The organism is Allobosea sp. CRIB-10, assembly GCF_900112185.1.
Taxonomy (GTDB): domain Bacteria; phylum Pseudomonadota; class Alphaproteobacteria; order Rhizobiales; family Beijerinckiaceae; genus Allobosea.
In genome coordinates, this window is record NZ_FOKP01000001.1 from 170,175 (window position 1) to 190,268 (window position 20,094).

Below are 20,094 nucleotides of genomic sequence, written 5' to 3' on the forward strand. Positions count from 1 at the left end.
GACGCGGCCGTCAGCTGAGCCCAAGCTCCGCCCGTACCTTCCGCGTCAGCCCCGCGGCGACCAGCCGGTGGCTCTCGCGCAGGTAGTCGCGGAAGGCGTCGTCCGGCAGCCCCTCGTCGGAGAAGCGCTGGATCCACTTCATCCCGCGCGAGGCGAGATAGGGCGCGGGCTTACAGCCGGGTGCGTCGCGCAGCATCTCATAGGCGACGGCTGAGCATTTGAACGAGACGAAGAGCGTGCCCTCGGCATCGTCGCGGCCGAGCGCGAACACCTTGCCGCCGACCTTCCAGACATCGGCACCGCCCCATTGCACGACATGGCTGGTCGCTGGCAGGGCGGCGCAGAACGCGTTGTATTCGGCGAGTGTCATGTCGTCCTGCTGTCGCGAGTCGCTTCTTCGGATCACCTGTATCCTAACAGCAGACAGCTGATGTCCGGAGCCGGCGATCCGATCCGCTAGCGCTGCCAAAAGCGCTTGGCGATCTCCGCCTCGACCTGCTGCTTCGTCAGGCCGATATCCTCGAGCAGGTGCGGATTCTCCTGCGCCATCTGCGCCAGCTTCCAGCGCACGCGAATCCGCTCGCGCCAGATTGCCAGGATGCCTCGCGGTGCAGTTTGTGGTGACCTTACGAGAGTGGGAGCAGCATCGTGCATGGCAACCTCCCATGGTTCGGGGCGCGCTGCGCTCAGGGTGAAGGGAGGTTTCGTTCTGCCTGATGCGGGCAGCTTGGGCCTTAAGCCCGCCCGAAGAGTTCCAAAAACTTCCAAACGGGCTATGGATTTAGCCCATGCAGGGATCGCGCTTCGCCTTCGGCCCGTTCGTGCTCGATCCGGGCGCGGGAACGCTCCGCGAGAACGATGTCCCCGTCAGCGCCAGCTATCGCGGCCTGAAGCTCCTCGCGGCGCTCGCCGCACGACCCGGCGAGATCCTGAGCAAGGCCGAACTGCTCGACGCCGGCTGGCCGGGGATGGCCGTGGAGGAGGCCAATCTCACCGTCCAGATTGCGCAATTGCGTAAACGTCTCGGAGCGCCATCCGAGGGCGGTGAATGGATCGTCACGATCCCGCGTGTCGGCTATCGCTTTACGGGGGCGGTCGAGCGACTCGGCGAGGTGAAACGCAAATCCTTGCCACTTCCGACCAATCCGTCGATCGCCGTGCTGCCCTTCGCCAATGTCAGCAACGATCCCGAGCAGGAAAGCTTCGCCGACGGACTGACTGAGGATTTGATCACCGACCTCTCCAGGGCCGCGGAGCTGTTCGTCATCGCCCGTAATTCGGCCTTCACCTACAAGAACAAGGCGAGGGATGCGCGCGAGATCGCCGAAGAGCTCGGTGTGCGCTATGTGCTCGAAGGCAGCGTCAGACACGCTGCGGGGCGTGTGCGGGTCAACGCCCAGCTAGTTGATGCAACGACTGGGGACCATCTCTGGGCGGAACGCTTCGACCGCGAGCTCGATGACATCTTCGCCGTCCAGGACGAGGTCACGGCCAGAATTGTCGAGGCACTGCTCGGCCGGCTGCGTACCCCGTCGCCGCGCCGGCGACCGAAGAGCCTCGAAGCTTATGATCTCTGCGTGCGGGCGCGTCGATTGATGGACGACACGCCGCAAGCGGCGCAGGAAGCGCACATCCTGCTGACGCGCGCGGTCGCGCTCGATCCGGATTATGCTGAGGCCTATCGCTGGCTCGCCTTGAACCACTGGATGGGCTGGGTGCATTCCGGCGGGCCAAGCGAGGCGTCCCGAAGCACCGCCCTGGAGCTGGCGCGCAAGGCCGTGGCGCTGGACCCCAACGATGCCGGCTGCCGATGGTCCTTAGGGTATCTGCTTGCCTATGAGCGCAGTTTCGCCGAGGCCGATGCAGAGTTCGCCAGAGCGATTGCGCTCGACCCGAATGAGGCCGATGCTTGGGCAGCGCTCTCCGACATCACCGTGCTGGCCGGGCGGGTTGAGGAAGGCCTGGAGCACATCCGCAAGGCGTTCCGCCTGAACCCGTTTCCGGCGAGCTGGTATTATCTGTCGCTTGGTCAGGCGCTCTATGCGGCTGGCGACTACGAGGCTGCTGTTGAAGCGCTGCGTCGGGATCAGACCCATCGCACGAGCTCGCGCCGGTTCCTGGCGGCGAGCCTAGCCCAGCTTGGCCAGCTCGACGAGGGGCGCGCCGAGGCCGAGCTTTTCCTGGTCGGCAATCCCGAATTCAGTATTCGCCATTGGGCGGCGATGGAGCCGTTCCGTGACAATGCGCTGCGTGAGCGCTTCGTCGAGGGTTTCCGCAAGGCTGGCTTGCCGGAGTGACGGAACCAGTGCGACCGGGCATGGTTGATCTGCCGCTCAGGTGCGCGAGGCGACGATGAAACTTTCAGGCGGCTGCAATTGCGGGCAGGTTCGCTACGAGCTCGACGGCGAGCCGATCCGCGTCGGCATCTGTCATTGCGAGACCTGCCGGAAGGGTTCGGGCTCTGCCTTTTCCTATTTCGGCATCTGGCCGAAGGCCAGCGCTATCCTGTCTGGAGAACTTGCATCCTGGTCGAGCCGCGCCGGCGGCGAGCGCTTCTGCCCGGCCTGCGGCTCACCGCTGTTCTGCTGGGCGGAAGGCTCCGACGAGATCGAGATCAAGCTCGGCAGCCTGGACAGCCCGCCGAGCGCCTTGCTGCCGGCCTATGAACTCTGGACCATCCGCCGCGAGCCCTGGCTGGCACACCAGAAGGGCGCCGAGCAGCACAGGCGGGATCGCGAGTAGTCAGGTCTAACGGAAGTTAGAAACTCTCGGCGTCGACGCCATGGGCCTTCGCCGCGGCGACGATCTGCGACCAGGTCTCGTCGTCCAGCGGGATGCCGTCGCGCTCGCGCTCGATCCGCATCTTGCGTTCCTTGTCGCCGGGCGCCAGCACGGGCTGCGAAGGATCCTGCGGCGCGGCGGCGCGTACGAAGGCGAGGTAGCTCTCGATCCGCTGCTGTCGCAGGGCGGCATCGGGCTCGAGCCGGGCCGGGTCGATCAGCACGCCGAACAGCGAGTTGATGATCCAGGTCTTGTGCGGCTTCTGATCGATGCGGGCCGCACCCATCAGCCCGGCCGACAGCAGTTCGGCGATCAGCGACAGGCCGGCGCCCTTGTGGTCGCCGAAGGGCAGCAGCGCGCCGAGCGGCAATCCCTCCTGGAGGAAGACATGCCGGGGCTCGACGGTCGGGCGGCCCTCGCCATCGATGATGTAGCCTTCCGGCACGGTGACGCCCTTGTTGAGCGCGACGCGTGCCTTGCCATGCGCCATGCGGCTGGTGGCGAAGTCGAGGATCAACGGCTCGCCGCCGGGCACGGGCAGGCCGATCGAGATCGGGTTGGTGCCGAAGCGCGCCTGCTTGGCGGCGAAGGGCGCGACGATCGGCGGCCGTCCGGCGACATTGACCCAGAACACCGAGATCAGCTCGGCAGCCGCGGCGACCTCGGAATAATGGCCGATGCGGCCAATATGGTGGGAGTCGAGCAGGTTGAGCACGGCGACGCCGCCGGTCTGCGCGATCGCGATGGCGCGGTCGACGGCGCCTCGCGCAGCCGGTTGGCCGAGCGCGACATTGCCGTCGACGATCAGGAAGGGACCGGCCTCGCTGCGAATGCTGAGCTTGGCCTGCGGCGTCAGATGGCCGTCGGCGAGCGAGTTGAAATAGAGCGGTAGCATGCCGATGCCATGGCTGTCATGGCCGCTGAGATTGGCGAGCACCAGATGGTCGGCCGTCTCCTTCGCCTCGTCCTCGCTCCAGCCGGCAGCGGTTATCATGGCGCGGGTGAGGGCACGGAGCGCCTCGGGCCGGTGCAAGCGATAGGATGTCATGGCCATCTGTCAGATGCTGAAATGATCCGCGCAGAGTGCACGGGCGTGCGCTCCATGCAATGGACGCAAGCAAATGGCGCCGTCCCGGCCGGTGCATCTCGACGTTGCGCTCACCAGTCCTTATGTTGCCGTCAGCAATCCTGTTTTCACCGGACCTTGAATCCGGTCGAGGAGGGACGAGGATATGTTTTCGATACCCGGCCTGAAGGTCGTCTCGCTGACCGACGCCGCCGCTCGGCGCATTCGCGAGATCATGGCGCAGTCGGTGCGCGACAATCCGGATTCGCCGGCGCTCGGCCTGCGCGTCGGCGTCAAGAAGGGCGGCTGCGCCGGCATGGAATACACCTTCGAGGTCGCGCGTGTGGTCGGCAAGGGCGACGAGGTCGTGACCGAGAAGGACGCGACCGTGATCGTTGACGCCAAGGCGGTGCTGTTCCTGCTCGGCACCGAGCTTGACTTCAAGACCGACCGTTTCTCCTCGACCTTCGTCTTCAACAATCCGAATCAGGTCTCGGCCTGCGGCTGCGGCGAATCGGTCGAGATCAAACCGCGCGCGGAAACTGCGCTGGCGGGCCAGTAAAGCCGGGATCGCTCAGGCGACCTTCGCCGCGTCCTGGACGGCGTCCTCGGTGACGGTGCGGTTGCGCCCGTCTCGCTTGGCCTGCAGCAGCGCATTGTCGGCCCGCTCGACGATCGAGCTCGCCGTATCGCCGCGCCGGTAGACGGACACACCGAGCGAGATGGTGATGCGCCCGAGGCTCTCATTGGTCGAGCGCTTGACCAGCTCCCGGGTCAGCAGAGCCTGACGCACGGTCTCGGCCCCGAACTTGCCGGCGACGACGTCGGCTTCCGGCAGGATGATGGCGAACTCCTCGCCGCCGAAGCGGGTGATGATCGCCTTGTCCTTGAACTTGTCCTTCATCGTCCTGGCGACCAGGCGCAGCACCTGATCGCCAGTCAGATGGCCGTGCATGTCGTTGAAGTTCTTGAAGAAGTCGATATCGGCCATGACCAGCGCGAAGGGCTCGCGCCGCAGCGTCGCCTGATCGATCGCCTTCTGCAGCATCTCCTCGAAATGGCGACGGTTGGCGAGGCCGGTGAGGGGGTCGGTCAGTGCCTCCGCCCGCGTCGATTCCAGCGCCTCTCGCAGATTGTGGATCTCGTGCGCGCTCTCGCGCAGCTGGCCTTCGAGCTGGGTCTTCCGGGCGACCTCCTCGCGGGTCGACAGGACCAGGGCCTCGACCCATTCGCGCAGCTTCTGCCGGTCGGCCGAGGGAGGCACCTCTTCGGACATGGCGCAGAGCCGGCCGTGATACTGCTCGCTCGAGCTCAGGGCCCGGTCGACCAGCGCCATCATGCTGTCGATCTCGGCGAGCACCTGCAGGCTGGTGCGCTCGGCCTGGCGCGTGAGGCGGTCGGTGCTGATGAATTTCTCGTAGAGCGTGTCGATGTCGGCGGCGCCGACCTCGCCATTGCTGGCGGCGATCACGGCGTTCATCGCCATGCTGAGAGCCGGCACTTCGCCACTGAGATGAGCGTACCAGACCTCGAAGGAACGCGGATAGCCGGGAGAATAATGCTGACGCATCGCCGTGACGACCTGTTCAGCGAGGTCGTGAGCCTGCGGCGAGCCCGATCGGCTGTTGGTCATGACGTCCTGTCCCCCGCCGGGCACGAAATTCTTCCGCGCCCGCTACGCGCCTGACCCTAGGGCAGACGGAGTTAATGCAAGGTTGCAGGGACGTAAGATTCAGCCGAGGCGGACCGGGCGTAGCAGGAAGGCGGGAACGTGGTCGCCGAGGCCCTTGACCTCCGGGCCGTCATCGAGATCGTCGCGCCGCGACGAGCGGCCACGAGGGCCTCGCGGAGCGCCGTTGCCGGCGGTCTCTTCGCGGCGTGGCGCGCGCGGCGCATCGTTGCTGCGCACGGCCTCCGCTTCGGCCCGCTCGGGCCGGCTTTCGGACCGGACGTGCTCGCTCCTTGCCTCGCCTCGCGGCGGCTTGCCATCGCGCCCGCCGCGCTGTGGCCGGCCGCCCTTTCTGTCGTCGCCACGGCGGCCGCGGCGTTCCTCGCGCGGCTCGGCTGCCGGCAGGCTCTCGAGGCCCGGCCCGGCCCATTCGATGCTCTGGCCGGTCAGTTTCTCGATCGCGGCCAGGAGCTTGTCGTCATGCCGCGTGACGATGGTGAACGAAGCGCCTTCGCGGCCGGCGCGGCCGGTGCGGCCGATGCGGTGGACATAGTCCTCGGCATGGGTCGGCACGTCGAAATTGAAGACGTGGCTGACGGCCGGGATGTCGAGGCCGCGGGCCGCGACATCGCTGGCGACCAGTATCGGGTTCTCGCCGGCGCGGAAGGAATCGAGCGCCGCCATGCGGGCGTACTGATCCATGTCGCCATGTAGCGCGACAGCCGGGAAACCATGCTTCTGCAAGGACTTGTGCAGCGTTGCTACATCGCGCTTGCGGTTGCAGAACACGATCGCGTTCTGCAGGTCCTTGGCGTCCTTGATCAGCCGGCGCAGCGTATCGCGCTTCTCGTAGTCCTGGCTGTGCGAGGCGACCAGACGCTGGGTGATCGTCGCGGCCGCAGTTGCCGGCCTGGCGACCTCGATGCGGACCGGATTGTGTAGGAACTGCTCGCTGATCCTGGTGATCTCGGGCGGCATCGTCGCAGTGAAGAACAGTGTCTGGCGCGTGAACGGCACCAGCTTGCAGATCCGCTCGATGTCCGGGATGAAGCCCATGTCGAGCATGCGGTCGGCCTCGTCGATGACGAGCAGCTCGACGCCGGTGAGCAGCAGCTTGCCGCGCTCGACATGGTCGAGCAGGCGGCCGGGCGTGGCGATCAGCACGTCGACGCCGCGCGTGATCTTGGCATCCTGGTCGCCGAAGGAGACGCCGCCGATCAGTAGCGCCACCGAAAGCTTCTGGTTGACGCCATAGCGGACGAAGTTCTCTTCGACCTGGGCGGCGAGCTCGCGCGTCGGCTCGAGGATCAGCGTGCGCGGCATCCGGGCCCGGGCGCGGCCGGTTTCCAGGATGGTCAGCATCGGCAGGGTGAAGGCTGCGGTCTTGCCGGTGCCGGTCTGCGCGATGCCGAGCACGTCCTTGCGGGCGAGCACATGCGGAATGGCCTGGGCCTGGATGGGGGTGGGCGTCGTATAGCCGGCGGTGGTGACCGCGGTTAGAACCTTATCGCTCAGGCCGAGTTCGGCAAAAGACATCGATGGTTGCGCTTCTCAAGGGTCGGGGACACGTGGCGGGATGACCGTTCAACCGCAACGGTGGCGCGACTTTGCTGGGTTGCGCGCCTTCGGACGCCCGTGCAATGCAGAAAAAACAGGGCAAAGTCAACATTCTAGCGAGGTTGCTGAAGGATGGGTGTGGTTATGGCGAAGACTCCGGAGCCTCTGGTCCTGATTCCGGGGCTGAACTGCACGCCGGCGCTCTATGCTCCACAATGGCCAGCCTTGGCATCCGGCCGGCAAATTCTGGTCGCCGAGACCGCCGCCGACGACACGATCGCCGCCATGGTCGAGCGGCTGCTGGCGGCTGCGCCTGAACGTTTCGCACTCGGCGGCTTGTCGATGGGCGGCTATGTCGCCTTCGAGGTGATGAGGCGCGCGCCCGAGCGGGTGACGCGGCTCGCTTTGCTCGACACCACCGCAAAGCCGCCGACGCTCGAGACGAACACGCCGCGCGAGCAGATGATCGCGCTGGCGGAGAAGGGGGCCTTCGACAATGTCGTGACGGTGCTCTGGCAGAAGCTCGTCGCCCCCGGTCGTCTCGCAGACGAGGCGCTACGGCTCGCAGTCAAAGCCATGGCCGAGGCGGTCGGCCCCACGGGCTTCATTCGCCAGCAGCGCGCCATCATGGGCCGGTCCGATGCGCGGCCTGTCCTCGCGACGATTTCCGTTCCGACTCTGGTCGTGGTCGGCGCGGAAGACGCGATCACCCCGCCGGACGAAGCGCGCGAGATCGCCGCGGGCATCGGCGCGAAGGCGCGCTATCTGGAAGTGCCGGGCTGTGGCCACCTGTCGACGCTGGAGACACCCGAGATCGTCACGCCGGCGCTGCTTGACTGGCTTGGCTGAGCCTCAGCGCGGGGCCACGCACGGGTCGAGCTTGGTTTCGCTGGCGCGCTTGGCGATCGAGCCGGTGACCTGCGGGTCGATCGCTTGGCCCTTTGTCGCGGCCTGGGCGATCTGGCGCAGCGCGTCGCGATCGAGTTGCGCCGTCTGGCTCGAGACGAAGTTGGCGGCGATGACGGAGAGGAAGGCGATCGCCGCGCCGGCCTTGGCGACATCGGCGACCATGGTGCCGCGCTGATTGCGCAGGAAGGCGATGACGAGGCGCATCGCTGCTCTCCGGATCTTCAAGAAGAGGCGCCGAGCGCCGACAGGGAAATCCTGCGCCGACCCATGTAAAGACTTGGTTAGCGCGGCCCCAGCGCGATCGATGGAATTCGAATCGTCAGGTGCGGCCTTCCAGCCGGCCGCGATGTTCGCGGAAGAGCTTGCGCAGGGCCTCCAGCGTGGCCAGGACCGCCGCCCGTTGCCGGCTGCTCTCATGCGAGACGAGAAAAATCTCGTCGGCGGTCGCTTCGGGCGGTTGCTCCAGCCGGATCAGTGTCGCGTCGCCATCGGCGAGGAAGCAAGGCGCCATCGAGACCGCGCCGGACGAGCGGATGCTCTCATAGCGCGCGGCGGAATCGCCGACGCGGGCGGCGATCGGCCGGCCGGCCGCCCAGGCGAGGATATGCTGCTCGATCCGCGACGAGACGTCCCGGCTGACCGAGATTACCGGCGCCGTCGCCGGGTCGACGTCGCGGCGGACATAGAAGGCCTGCGCCAACCTGCCGACCTTCTGGCCGAAATAGCCGGCTTCCGCGGGCGGCTTGCGCATGCGGATTGCGATCTCGGCGTCGCCGCGGGCGAGGTCGAGCCGTTCGCGCGTGCTGATGATGACGATCTCGATGCTGCCCACGGCAGCCGAGAGACGGGCGGCATGCTGGGTCAGGAACAGGCTGATCGAGGTCGTCGCGGTGATGCGGACGGGTGCGTCATCGCGAACGCACGCAGCGTTTGCCCGCGCCTCGAAGCGCGCGACGGCCTCGGCGGCGGCAGCTGCGTCGGCGGCGAGCGCAAGGCCGATCTGCGTCGGGATCAGCCGATTGGCGCCGCGCTGGAACAGAGGCAGGCCGAGTCGGGCCTCGAACGCCTTCAGCCGTCGCGCGACGGTGGTTTCGCTCAAACTGAGAACAATCGCCGCCAGAGCGAGGCCGCCGCTGCTGGCGACGGCGTGGAAGATTTCGAGATCGGCCCAGAGCGAGGCCTGTCCCGAGGTTTGGGCATCGCGTCGAGGTGGAGAGGCAGGAGGCTCGCCCATGCGCTCAGCGGCCAGAGATAGGGCTGGGGGCGGCCACGGCGCTCTGCGAAGTCATGGTCGGCATCGTGTGGATCGGTCGGCATGCGCGCAGGATGGGCGCATACGCGGTAGGAGGCAGCCCGGCAGGCTTGCGGGGGAGCCCGGCAGGCGAGCCGCCCAGGCTTCGCTTCACAGGTCGATCAGCTCGCCGGCGAAGGCGGCCCGCTCCTGAATGAAGAGAAAGCGCGCCTCCGGCTTGTTACCCATCAGCCGCTCGACCGTGTCGGAGGTCTCCTCCTTGGCCTCATGGTCGACCATGACCTTGAGCAGGATCCGCTTCTTCGGATCCATGGTCGTCTCCTTGAGCTGGGCCGGCATCATTTCGCCCAGGCCCTTGAAGCGGCTGATCTCCGGCTTCTTGCCCTTGAAGACGGTGTCGATCAGCTCGTCCTTATGGGCGTCGTTACGGGCATAGACGCTCTTGCCGCCATGCTGGAGCCGGTAGAGCGGCGGCACGGCGAGATAGAGATGGCCCTTCTCGATCAGCCGCGGCATCTGGCGCCAGAAGAAGGTCACCAGCAACGAGGCGATATGGGCGCCGTCGACGTCGGCGTCGGTCATCACGATGACCTTCTCGTAGCGCAGATCGTCCTCGCGGAACTGGCTGCCGATGCCGCAGCCCAGCGCCAGGATCAGGTCGGCGAGTTGCTGGTTGGCGTTGAGCTTGTCGCGCGTCGCATTGGCGACGTTGAGGATCTTGCCGCGCAGGGGCAGGATCGCCTGGGTCGCCCGGTCACGCGCCTGCTTGGCCGAGCCGCCGGCCGAATCGCCCTCGACGATGAAGATCTCGGATCCTGCCGCGCCGGCCGAGCTGCAATCGGCCAGCTTGCCGGGTAGCCGGAGCTTGCGCGTCGCGGTCTTGCGCGAGACTTCCTTCTCCAGCCGCCGGCGCTGGCGCTCCTCCGCCCGGTCGACCGACCAGTCGAGCAGTTTCAGCGCCTGCTGCGGCGAGGCGGCGAGCCAATGGTCGAAGGCGTCGCGCATCGCGTTCTCGACGATGCGGGCGGCCTCCAGCGTCGCCAGCTTGTCCTTGGTCTGGCCCTGGAACTCCGGCTCGCGGATGAAGACCGAGAGCATGGCGGCGCAGGTCGCCATCACGTCGTCGGCGGTGACCTGCGCCATGCGCTTGGACTGGCCGATGCGCTCGGCATGGTCGCGCAGGCCGCGCAGCAGGGCGATGCGCAGGCCCTGCTCATGCGTGCCGCCTTCCGGCGTCGGGATCGTGTTGCAGTAGGAGGAGGAGAACCCGTCCTCGCCGGTCGCGAGCCAGGCCACCGCCCATTCGAGCGAGCCGTGGCCGCCTTCCTTGGTGATCTTCCCCGAGAAGATCGGCTCGGCGACGAGGTCCTTGCCCTCGATCTCGCGGGCGAGATAGTCGCGCAAGCCCCCGGGGAACTTGAACACCGCCTCGGCCGCGACGTCGCCTTCGGGCTGCAAGCGCGAGGGCGCGCAGCGCCAGCGGATCTCGACGCCGCCGAACAGATAGGCCTTCGAACGGGCCATGCGGAACAGCCGCGCCGGGACGAAATGCGCGCCTTCGCCGAAGATCTGTGCGTCGGGATGGAAACGCACGCGGGTGCCGCGCCGGTTCGGCGCCCGGCCGACCGTCTCCAGCGGCCCGAGCGGCAGGCCGCGCGAGAAGCTCTGGCGATAGAGCATCTGGCCGCGCGCGACCTCGACCTCGACCAGGTCGGAGAGCGCGTTGACGACGGAGACGCCGACGCCGTGCAGGCCGCCCGATGTCTCATAGACCTTGGAGTCGAACTTTCCGCCGGCGTGCAGGATCGTCATGATCACTTCGAGCGCGGACTTGTCCGGGAATTTCGGATGCGGGTCGATCGGCATGCCGCGGCCATTGTCGGTGACCGCGAGCGAGCCGTCGGCGAAGAGCTCGACATCGATGAAGCTGGCATGGCCGGCGACGGCCTCGTCCATGGCGTTGTCGATCACCTCGGCGAAGAGATGATGCAGCGCCCGCTCGTCCGTGCCGCCGATATACATGCCCGGCCGGCGCCGCACCGGCTCCAACCCTTCGAGCACCTCGATGGCGGAGGCATCGTAGCCGGCCTCGGACGGCGTGCCGCTGCGCGGGGCAGGGCGTGCGGCCGGCTTCGGCGCTGGGGCCGGCGCAGGCGCTTCCGCGCGCGCATCCTTGCCGCCGTCATCGCCGAAGAGATCGTCCGTCATCGTCACCGCACTCGCTGATTCGCTAGGTCCGCAGGATATCGCATCGGCCCGACGCCCGCTTGCCCGAGCCCCTATAGCCCGGCGCTTCTCCGCAATAAACCGATCGGTCTGCCGCCGAAAGTCAGGATGGACGAGGCCGTCGCTGAACCGTCATCCGGGAATGCCAGAGCGAGCTTGCGGAACCGCTTCCGCTGCTCGCGGGTTCAGCTGCCGTTAACGGCGGCGGTTTCATCATCGTCACGCGAATCGGGACTGGTTCCGGCCGCGTATTCGGCTAAGCTGGCTTCAAGGGGGAAGGTCACGTGGCGTCGCGTTCCGCAGTACCGAAGGTCTGTATCGCTGGCCTCGAACGGGCCGCGCGCTTTGCCGGTGAAGCCTTTGCCTACGAGGAATGCTCCGGCCTCGAAACGCGACAGGATGCGGAAGCCGCGCAGCTGCGCCGGCTTTGGTGGGCCGCCGCCATCGTCGCGCTGATCGGCCTGGCGCTCGTCGCCTTGCGTTGAGGCGCCGTCAGCGCTTCCTCAATCTTTGAACGCTAGAAGAGCCTCGGTGGGAGGCTCGTCAATGCGCGTGGTCATCGTCAGCGATTTCGGCTCGGTCAACGGCGGCGCCGCCAAGGTCGCGATCGAGAGTGCACGCGGGCTTGCCGAGGTCGGCGTCGAGATCGTCTTCGCCTGTGCGATCGGCCCGGTCTCCGAGCGGCTGGATCACCCGCTGATCAGTGTCGAGCTCTACCCTGGCGAAGAGATCTGGCATGTCGGCAGCAAGGTGGCGGCCGCTCGGCAGGGCATCTGGAATACTCCTGCCCATACCTTCCTGACCGACCTTCTCGCGCGCCAGCCGCGCGGCGAGACGCTCGTGCACCTGCATCAATGGACCAAGGCCTTCAGCCCGGCTGCGATCGCGGCTGCCGGCGAAAGTGGCCTGCCCGTCGCGATCACCATGCACGACTATTTCTCCTTCTGCCCGGTGGGCGGCTATTTCGATTTCAAGGCCGGAGCGCCCTGCCAGCAGACGCCGATGTCGGTCGGCTGCATCACCGCCAATTGCGACCGCGCCTCTTATATTCACAAACTGGTTCGCGTCGCCCGGCAATGGCGTTCGGATGAGGCGATGCGCAAGCTCCGCGCACCGCTCTTCATCCATGTCAGCGATTTCGCTCGCCGTTTCGCCGAGCCCTTCCTGCCGAAGCAGGCCCAGCATGCCGTGGTCGAGAACATGATGGAGGCGCAGAAGCGCCGGCCCGTCGACGTGGCGAAGAACCGCCACGCGCTGTTTCTCGGGCGCTTCACGCAGGAGAAGGCCGGCGACATCCTGGCCCTTGCCGCGCAGGATGCCGGCATGCCCGTGCGTTTCGTCGGCGAGGGACCGCTCGCCGAGCAGATCGCCCGTCTCAATCCGCAGGCCGAAATCCGCGGCTGGGTGCCGGCCGAACAGGTCTTCGACGAGATCGCGGCGGCACGCTGCCTCGTGCTGCCCTCGCTCTGGTACGAGCCGGGCCCGCTGGTGATCGCCGAGGCGCGCTCGCTCGGCGTGCCGGTCGTGCTCTCGCGGACCACTGGCCCTGCGAGCTGGATCGAGGACGGCGAAGACGGGATCCTGGTCGAAGGTGGCGACAGGACAGGGTTGGCGAACGCCCTGGGTCGATTGACGGACGACAACGCCGCCGCGCGCATGGGGGCCGCCGCCTATCGCCGCTATTGGGACGACCCGCTGACGATGCAGCGTCATGTCCGGCGGCTGATCGAGGCCTACCGGCCGGTGCTCACCGCCGCGGCCTGAGGCGAGACGGTCGCCAGATCTTTCTGCGCCTCCCGCCGACCTTTCGCTTTGCCCTGCAGTAGCCGCGTCATCGGCCGCTCGAACAGCAGGTAGATCGGGATCGCCGCCAGCGATGCCGCCACGACGCACAGCACGGCATAGACCCAGAGGGGCCAGGCGGGATCGGCGAGCTTCAGCCAGACCTCGCGCAGCGACCGGATGACCAGCGGGTGGCTGAGATAGAGCGCATAGGACGCGTCGCCGAGCAGGATCGCGATGCGGGTCGGCGCCAGTCTCGGCAAGCTCGGTCCGAGTGCCGCGGCGGCGACCAGCATCAGGGCGGGTAGCCCCACCACGAGCGGGCGCATTTCCGCCGCGCTGCCGGAATTCAGCACTGACCCAAAGATCCCCGCCATGGCCAGGAGCAGCGCCGCCGGCGCGGGCAGGCGCCAGCCGGCCTGGCGAGCCAGCGCCAGATAGCAGCCCATCAGGAATTCCAGGATGATCGGATCGCTCCAGAACATCAGCTGGGTCTGCTGGATGTCGAAGGCGAAGCGCGCCGTCACCGCTGCGGCAAACAGCACGCTCAGGACCGCGATCGCTCGCTTCGCGGGCAGGAACATCACACCCGCTAGCGCGACGTAGAACAGCATCTCGTAGTTCAGGGTCCAGCCCAGCGCCAGGAGCGGGCGGATTTCCGGCACCGGCGCGCCGATGCGCCATTCGGGGATGAAAAGATAGGAGCTGACGATATAGGACAGCGACCCGATGGGGATTGTGAGCAATTGCGGCAGGAGCAGCCCGACGACCAGAAGGAGCGTCGTCAGCGTCCAGTAGAGCGGCACAATCCGGATCAGCCGGCGGCTCAGGAACTGCCAGGCCGCTCCCGGCTTGGCGAAATCCCTGCCCGAGACATAGACCATGATGAAGCCGGAGATGACGAAGAAGACGTCGACGCCGAAGGTCCAGTCCAGGTTGGGGCCAGGCGCCTCGACGCCTCGGCCGGCGGCGACGACCCCGGCATCGTGCAGGGCGTGGCCGATGACGACGGTGATCGCCGCGAAGGCCCGGCAGACCTGAAGATTGTCGAGCAGGGGAACGGCGGTCGACGGTATGGCCGTCGGTGCGTCCTGGCGGAGCGACATCGGCGCACCTATGGCGAGACTTCAGGCCATTGCTTCGGATCGCGCAGGGCGATCAGGTTGTAGCCTCTGGTGCGATCGCATTTGTAGGCGTCGAGCTCGTCGGCCTTCGTGATCGTAACCGTGCGATCGTCGAGCAGCAGATGCACGGCAAGCCCGCGCTCCGCGATGATGTGCCGGGTCAGGGCATGCGCCGGGTCGGAGCCGTGATCCTCGTAGATCACCAGCGCACCCTTGCCGAGCGCCTGCTCCATCCCGGCCAAGGCCTCGCGCTCGACGCCCTCGACGTCAAGCTTGACCACGAGCCGACGCGCGGCCCAGCTGCGCTGATCCAGCAGATCGTCGATCGAGGTCGAGATCACGATCTCGCCGTTCGAGACTTCGCCCTCGGCTGCGATGCCTCTGGCCTCATGCGCCTCGGCATTGAGCCTGACCTCGATGCCGGAACGATCGAAAATGGCGCGATGGATGGGCTCGATCTTGTCCGCATGCGGCGCGGCGTTGGCGGCCAGGCGGGCATAGGTGGAGGCAGAGGCTTCGATCGCGAGGACCGGCTTGCCGCCGCCGGTGCGCGAGGCGACGAAGACCGACCAGTAGCCAATATTGGCGCCGCAATCGACGAAGCCATAGTCGACGCCGGCCAGCAGGCGCAGCAGGCGCGCCAGCTCCGGCTCATGGTCGTAGGAGCGCAGCAACATCCGGTTCCAGTAGGGATCGCTGGCAGGAAAGCTGATCTGCGCGTCGGGGCCGAGCGCGATGGTCGCGGTCCGTCCGCTCCAGGCGACGCTGCCGACCAGCCGGCAAGCCTTGTAGAGCCCGCGCTGCTGCAGGGGGCGGGAAAGCGCGCCATAGGCATCGAGCGCGCCGACCAGGGTTCGGGTGCCGAGGCTGCCGGCGACGAGGCGGCCGGCCGAGCGGTCGAAAGCGATGGCGGACGAGGCAGGAGCCATTGCGGCGCTCCGGAAGCTGACGGATCGCAGATTGCTTACTGGGAAAACTCTGCCAGCCGGTAAAGGCGATCACCGAAAACGGCGCCGATGGCGCTAACGAATAAAAAACCGAGGCGTCGCCGCCCCGGTTTGCAAGGTGGACTGCGGATCGCCGCAGTCGGGAGGAAATCCTGGCCGAGCCGAAAGCTCGGCCGGAAAAGGCTCAGTAGGAATAGTACATCGTGAACTCGACCGGGTGCGGCGTCATCTCGAAGCGCGCCACGTCCTGCATCTTCAGCTCGATATAGCTCTCGATGAAGTCGTCGGTGAAGACGCCGCCGGCCTTGAGGAAGGCGTTGTCCTTCTTCAGCGCATCCAGCGCCTCGCGCAGCGAGCCGCAGACGGTCGGGATCTTCTTCAGCTCGCGCGGCGGCAGGTCGTACAGGTCCTTGTCCATCGCCGGGCCCGGATCGATCTTGTTGAGGATGCCGTCGAGGCCGGCCATCGTCAGCGCGGCGAAGGCGAGATAGGGGTTCGCCATCGGATCGGGGAAGCGGACCTCGACGCGCTTGGCCTTCGGCGAGGTCGTCCACGGAATACGGCAGGAGGCCGAGCGGTTGCGCGCCGAATAGGCGAGCAGAACCGGCGCCTCATAGCCCGGGACCAGACGCTTGTAGGAGTTGGTCGACGGGTTGGTGAAGGCGTTCAGCGCCTTGGCGTGCTTGATCACGCCTCCGATGAACCACAGGCACTCCTGCGACAGGTCGGCGTACTTGTTGCCGGCGAAGAGCGGCTTGCCACCCTTCCAGATCGACAGGTGGACGTGCATGCCCGAGCCGTTGTCGCCATAGACGGGCTTGGGCATGAAAGTCGCGGTCTTGCCGTAGCTCTGGGCGACATTGTGGATGGCGTACTTATAGACCTGCATCTGGTCCGCCATATGCGTCAGCGTGTCGAACTTCATGCCGAGTTCGTGCTGGGCCGAGGCGACCTCGTGGTGATGCTTCTCGACCTTGACGCCCATCGCCGCCATGGCCGCGAGCATCTCGCCGCGCATGTCCTGCGCCGAATCCTGCGGCGGGACCGGGAAGTAGCCGCCCTTGATCGCGATACGGTGGCCGAGATTGCCGCCTTCGTATTCGGTCTGGCCGTTGATCGGCAGCTCGACGCTGTCGAGCTTGAAGCCGGTGTTGTAAGGGTCGGCCGAGAACTTGACGTCGTCGAAGACGAAGAATTCGGCTTCGGGGCCGACATAGACGGTATCGCCGATGCCGGTCGACTTGAGGTACGCCTCGGCCTTCTTGGCCATGCCGCGCGGGTCGCGGCTATAGGGCTCGCCGGTCGCCGGCTCGAGCACGTCACAGTTGATGACCATGGTCGAGGCCGAGAAGAACGGGTCGATGCAGGCCGTCGACGGGTCGGGCATCAGCAGCATGTCGGACTCGTTGATCGCCTTCCAGCCGGCGATCGAGGAGCCGTCGAACATCGTGCCTTCGGCGAAAATCTCCTCGTCGATCATCGAGACGTCGAAGGTGACGTGCTGCCACTTGCCGCGCGGATCGGTGAAGCGGAAGTCGACGTATTTGACGTCATTGTCCTTGATCGCCTTCAGGACCTCTTTGGCGTTCTTCATCTCACGACTTCCTTTGTCGACTGCTAGGGTCTCACGACAGACGTTGCCTGCGGGGCTCCGCCGGCGCACGCATTCCTAGATCACGGTGAACGTGATCGATTCCAAAGTTCAGAGCGGGGTCGATGCGAAAAACCGGTGTCCACTTTTCGCATCCCGCTCTGGGGTAGTGGGAATAATCCTCAGATCGCGTCTGCGCCGGATTCTCCGGTGCGGATGCGGATCGCCCCCTCCACGCTCGATACAAAAATCTTGCCATCGCCGATCCGGCCGGTCTGGGCGGCCTTCTTGATCGCTTCGATCGCGCGCTCGACCATGTCGTCGGCCAGCACGATCTCGATCTTCACCTTCGGCAGGAAGTCGACCACGTATTCGGCGCCGCGATAGAGCTCGGTATGGCCCTTCTGGCGGCCGAAACCCTTCGCCTCGAGCACCGTGATGCCCTGGAGGCCCACCTCCTGCAGCGCCTCCTTCACCTCGTCGAGCTTGAAGGGCTTGATGATCGCTTCGATCTTCTTCATGCGCCGACCGACCTCCTTGGCGTGAGCTTGCAGCACTGTACGCAGCCTTCTTCCGTTCTGACCATGGCGGCCAGCCCGGATCAACCTCGGCGCGTCCGACAAAACCTCGCCTGAACTGCTCATAGCATCGGCGCAGGCGGGCCGCCATGACGCCCCCCGGGGCAATCCGCCTGTTGAAGAGGCAAAAAACAGTCCAAAAATTATGCATCTGCACATAACGCGTGCAATCGCAAATCCTGCGTGGGTTCTTGCCCCTGTCCTCGGGCTGGCTGACAATCCGCGCATGACTGTCTCGCCTCCCGCCGCCCTTGCTTTGCTCAGCGTCGCCGAGATGGCGGGGGCGGATGCGGCGACGATCGCCGCCGGCACGCCTGGCATTGTCCTGATGGAAAAAGCGGGCAGGGCCGTCGCCGATGCGGTGACGCGGCGCATCCGCCCTGGTCACCGCGTCCTGGTCCTCTGCGGCCCCGGCAACAATGGCGGCGACGGCTTCGTCGCGGCTCGTCTGCTGGCGGAGCGCGGTTGTCACGTGACGCTGGCGCTCGCCGGAGAGCGGGCGGCCCTCGACGCAGACGCCGCGCTTGCGGCAGAGCGCTGGACCGGGGCGATCGAGACGAGCGGAGGCGTCGACCCGGCTCGGCATGATGTCGTGATCGACGCACTGTTCGGCGCCGGCCTCAGCCGACCGATCTCCGGCGAGACCGCGGCCCTGATCGAGCGCGTCAACGCGGCAGGGCAAACCGTGATCGCGGTCGACGTGCCGAGCGGCGTCCATGGCGACACCGGCCTCACCGAAGGCCCCGCCGTCCGCGCCGATGAGACCGTGACCTTCTTCCGGCTGAAGCCCGGCCATCTGCTGCATCCCGGCCGGGCACTATGCGGCGTGCTCACGCTGGCGGACATCGGCATCCGGCCCGAGGTTCTCTTCGCGCCGGGCGGAATCGCGCCATCCGCTTTCCGCAACGGTCCGGCGCTGTGGCGCTCTCAACTCCCCGACCACGCGACCGATGTCCACAAATACGGCCGCGGCGTGATGGCGATCGCAGCAGGCGGGCTGTCCGGTGTCGGAGCGCCACGACTGGGGGCGCGCGCGGCGCTGCGCATCGGCGCGGGCCTGGCGACGATCATCTGCCGGCCGGAGGCATTGGCGGCCCATGCCGGGCGCGGCCCGGACGCCCTGATGCAATCGGCCGCCGCGGACGCGGCCGCCTTCGAGGCGGCATCGACGAGCCGCAAGCTCGACGCAGTACTGATCGGCCCTGCACTCGGGCTCGACGCCGAAGCGTGCGCCTGGGTGGAGGTTGCTTTGCGGCAGGGCTGGCCCTGCGTCTTCGATGCCGATGCGCTCACGCATATCGGGGCACGGCGGCCGGGCTTTGCCGACCTGCTGAGCCGGCGCTCCGGCGTTGCCGTGCTGACGCCGCATGAGGGCGAGTTCAAGCGACTGTTCGGCGAAGCGGGGGGCTTTGCGGCGGCGCGCGGCAAGCTCCAGCGGGCGCGGCAGGCGGCCAAGCAGACCGGAGCGGTCGTCGTGCTCAAGGGCCCAGACACGGTGATCGCAGCTCCCGATGGGCGGGGCGCGATCAACGAGACCGGTTCATCCGCATTGGCGACAGCCGGTTCGGGCGACGTTCTCGGCGGCGTCGTCGCCGGCCTGCTGGCGCAGAAGATGCCGGCCTTTGAGGCGGCCTGTGCCGCGGTCTGGCTGCATGGCCGCGCCGGCGAGGAGCTCGGCGGGGGCCTCATCGCCGATGACCTGCCCGAAGCGTTGCCACCACTGCTGGCGCAGCTCTACGACGATCCGGCCGGCAAGAAAAAGCCCGCCCCGTGAGGGGCGGGCTGTGATTGGCACAACGACCTTCGATCAACGGGCCGCGTAGGTCACGGCCGGAGCGGAGGTCAGCTGCTCCTTGGTCATAGTGATCTTACCATGGTCCGGATACATCTCCGGGCCCTTCTTGGCGGCTGGCGGCGCGTTCATCGCGGTGCTGCCGCTGGCTCCAGTCCCGCCGGCAGGGGCGGGGGCCGGCGTAACCATCGGCTCCTCGCTCCACTGCACCTGCTCGAACGGGATCGCGACGTCCTTGGTGCCGATGCCGAGAAAGCCGCCGACGCCGACGGTGACGAGCTCGATCTTGCCGGTCTTGTCGAACACCACCTCGGTGACGTCACCGACCTTCTTGTTGTCGGGACCGTAGATGTCGACGCCCATCAGCTTCGATGCCCGCCACTTGCCCTGGCCGGCGAGATTGTTCTCCGGGGCCTTGGCGGTCTCGGCAGCCGGCGCCGGGGCGGCAGGCGCGCTCGTCGCGGGCGCTGTCGGCTGCGGGCTCGGCGGCTGGTTCGAGGGCGAGCTGGTCTGCGCGACGGCAGCTGTGGCAAGCATGACGCCGCCGATAGCCGTCAATGCAACGTGACGCTTGTACATCGGTATCCTCCTGTCGTGTCCGCATCTGCGGGATGAGTGGACAACGCGGAAGCGACGTTTTGGTTCGCGTATGGGGAGGATGCGCGTGCCGTTTGACGGATTGGGAGGCGCGCGAGGAAAGTCGGCTTAGCGCTTCAGTAAGGCCTATGCGCTTTTCTCGCGGCTCGTCATGACGGCCGGGAGCCTGATAGGATGTGCAGAAATCTCACATTTTTCGGCCTCGCCGCTGTCGGCATGATCG

At 66.9% G+C, this 20,094-nt stretch carries 19 protein-coding genes; 7 read left to right on the top strand and 12 right to left on the bottom strand.

All coding sequences use genetic code 11. The features are described from left to right. Positions 1 to 10 precede the first annotated feature (10 nt). On the bottom strand, positions 11 to 370 hold the full coding sequence (locus BMZ69_RS00750) for an MmcQ/YjbR family DNA-binding protein (protein WP_092153805.1): 360 nt from the start codon (positions 368 to 370) through the stop codon (positions 11 to 13). Between the two features lie 418 nt (positions 371 to 788). Between BMZ69_RS00750 and BMZ69_RS00760 the strand changes: the two genes are divergently transcribed. Both BMZ69_RS00760 and BMZ69_RS00765 read left to right on the top strand, forming a co-directional pair. Continuing rightward, positions 789 to 2,297 carry a winged helix-turn-helix domain-containing tetratricopeptide repeat protein gene (locus tag BMZ69_RS00760; protein ID WP_092153809.1) on the top strand — a complete coding sequence of 503 codons (1,509 nt, stop codon included), beginning with the start codon at positions 789 to 791 and terminating at the stop codon, positions 2,295 to 2,297. 55 nt (positions 2,298 to 2,352) lie between these two features. Beyond that, complete coding sequence (locus BMZ69_RS00765; RefSeq protein ID WP_092154580.1) at positions 2,353 to 2,742, top strand: GFA family protein; 390 nt, start codon at positions 2,353 to 2,355, stop codon at positions 2,740 to 2,742. Positions 2,743 to 2,758: 16 nt separating this feature from the next. Here the strand turns inward: BMZ69_RS00765 and BMZ69_RS00770 are convergent, their stop codons facing one another. Further along, entirely contained in the window at positions 2,759 to 3,829 is a 1,071-nt protein-coding gene (locus BMZ69_RS00770) for a malate/lactate/ureidoglycolate dehydrogenase (protein WP_175506619.1), read from the bottom strand. Between the two features lie 184 nt (positions 3,830 to 4,013). Here BMZ69_RS00770 and BMZ69_RS00775 point away from each other — a divergent pair, with 184 nt between their 5' ends. Further along, positions 4,014 to 4,409, top strand: coding sequence for a HesB/IscA family protein (locus tag BMZ69_RS00775; RefSeq protein WP_092153813.1), 396 nt, complete (start codon positions 4,014 to 4,016; stop codon positions 4,407 to 4,409). A 12-nt stretch (positions 4,410 to 4,421) separates the two neighbouring features. Here BMZ69_RS00775 and BMZ69_RS00780 read toward each other — a convergent pair whose 3' ends face one another. Both BMZ69_RS00780 and BMZ69_RS00785 read right to left on the bottom strand, forming a co-directional pair. Continuing rightward, a complete protein-coding gene (locus BMZ69_RS00780) occupies positions 4,422 to 5,480 on the bottom strand; it encodes a GGDEF domain-containing protein (RefSeq protein ID WP_092153815.1) in 1,059 nt (352 codons plus the stop codon). A 99-nt stretch (positions 5,481 to 5,579) separates the two neighbouring features. Continuing rightward, the gene (locus BMZ69_RS00785; RefSeq protein WP_092153818.1) at positions 5,580 to 7,052 is read right to left on the bottom strand and encodes a DEAD/DEAH box helicase; all 1,473 of its coding nucleotides are present in this window, start codon (positions 7,050 to 7,052) and stop codon (positions 5,580 to 5,582) included. Between the two features lie 165 nt (positions 7,053 to 7,217). Here BMZ69_RS00785 and BMZ69_RS00790 point away from each other — a divergent pair, with 165 nt between their 5' ends. After that, positions 7,218 to 7,922 (top strand): alpha/beta fold hydrolase, encoded by a 705-nt coding sequence (locus BMZ69_RS00790; RefSeq protein ID WP_092153820.1) that lies wholly within the window; start codon positions 7,218 to 7,220, stop codon positions 7,920 to 7,922. Positions 7,923 to 7,925: 3 nt separating this feature from the next. Here the strand turns inward: BMZ69_RS00790 and BMZ69_RS00795 are convergent, their stop codons facing one another. The 3 genes from BMZ69_RS00795 to parE all read right to left on the bottom strand — a co-directional run bounded on the left by BMZ69_RS00795 (position 7,926) and on the right by parE (position 11,442). After that, positions 7,926 to 8,186, bottom strand: a complete 261-nt coding sequence (locus BMZ69_RS00795; RefSeq protein WP_092153822.1) for a hypothetical protein — start codon at positions 8,184 to 8,186, stop codon at positions 7,926 to 7,928. 115 nt (positions 8,187 to 8,301) lie between these two features. Next, positions 8,302 to 9,216 (bottom strand): LysR family transcriptional regulator, encoded by a 915-nt coding sequence (locus tag BMZ69_RS00800; protein WP_092153825.1) that lies wholly within the window; start codon positions 9,214 to 9,216, stop codon positions 8,302 to 8,304. 168 nt (positions 9,217 to 9,384) lie between these two features. Continuing rightward, entirely contained in the window at positions 9,385 to 11,442 is a 2,058-nt protein-coding gene (parE, locus tag BMZ69_RS00805) for a DNA topoisomerase IV subunit B (protein ID WP_092153827.1), read from the bottom strand. 302 nt (positions 11,443 to 11,744) lie between these two features. Between parE and BMZ69_RS00810 the strand changes: the two genes are divergently transcribed. Continuing rightward, positions 11,745 to 11,945, top strand: a complete 201-nt coding sequence (locus tag BMZ69_RS00810; protein WP_092153829.1) for a hypothetical protein — start codon at positions 11,745 to 11,747, stop codon at positions 11,943 to 11,945. A 61-nt stretch (positions 11,946 to 12,006) separates the two neighbouring features. Next, the gene (locus BMZ69_RS00815; protein ID WP_092153831.1) at positions 12,007 to 13,224 is read left to right on the top strand and encodes a glycosyltransferase family 4 protein; all 1,218 of its coding nucleotides are present in this window, start codon (positions 12,007 to 12,009) and stop codon (positions 13,222 to 13,224) included. On the opposite strand, the gene BMZ69_RS00820 is transcribed toward BMZ69_RS00815, so the two are convergent. The 4 genes from BMZ69_RS00820 to BMZ69_RS00835 all read right to left on the bottom strand — a co-directional run bounded on the left by BMZ69_RS00820 (position 13,194) and on the right by BMZ69_RS00835 (position 17,425). Further along, a complete protein-coding gene (locus BMZ69_RS00820; RefSeq protein ID WP_092153833.1) occupies positions 13,194 to 14,348 on the bottom strand; it encodes an acyltransferase family protein in 1,155 nt (384 codons plus the stop codon). The two genes, BMZ69_RS00815 and BMZ69_RS00820, sit on opposite strands and share 31 nt — an antisense overlap. Before the next feature lie 8 nt (positions 14,349 to 14,356). Beyond that, entirely contained in the window at positions 14,357 to 15,295 is a 939-nt protein-coding gene (locus tag BMZ69_RS00825) for an FkbM family methyltransferase (protein ID WP_092153835.1), read from the bottom strand. Positions 15,296 to 15,497: 202 nt separating this feature from the next. Continuing rightward, the gene (gene glnA, locus BMZ69_RS00830) at positions 15,498 to 16,907 is read right to left on the bottom strand and encodes a type I glutamate--ammonia ligase (protein ID WP_092153837.1); all 1,410 of its coding nucleotides are present in this window, start codon (positions 16,905 to 16,907) and stop codon (positions 15,498 to 15,500) included. 179 nt (positions 16,908 to 17,086) lie between these two features. Then, a complete protein-coding gene (locus BMZ69_RS00835; protein WP_057192756.1) occupies positions 17,087 to 17,425 on the bottom strand; it encodes a P-II family nitrogen regulator in 339 nt (112 codons plus the stop codon). A gap of 283 nt (positions 17,426 to 17,708) precedes the next feature. On the opposite strand from BMZ69_RS00835, the gene BMZ69_RS00840 reads away from it, so the two are divergent. Further along, positions 17,709 to 19,256 (top strand): NAD(P)H-hydrate dehydratase, encoded by a 1,548-nt coding sequence (locus BMZ69_RS00840; RefSeq protein WP_092153839.1) that lies wholly within the window; start codon positions 17,709 to 17,711, stop codon positions 19,254 to 19,256. Positions 19,257 to 19,289: 33 nt separating this feature from the next. Here BMZ69_RS00840 and BMZ69_RS00845 read toward each other — a convergent pair whose 3' ends face one another. Continuing rightward, entirely contained in the window at positions 19,290 to 19,853 is a 564-nt protein-coding gene (locus tag BMZ69_RS00845) for a PRC-barrel domain-containing protein (RefSeq protein WP_092153841.1), read from the bottom strand. Between the last annotated feature and the right edge of the window lie 241 nt (positions 19,854 to 20,094).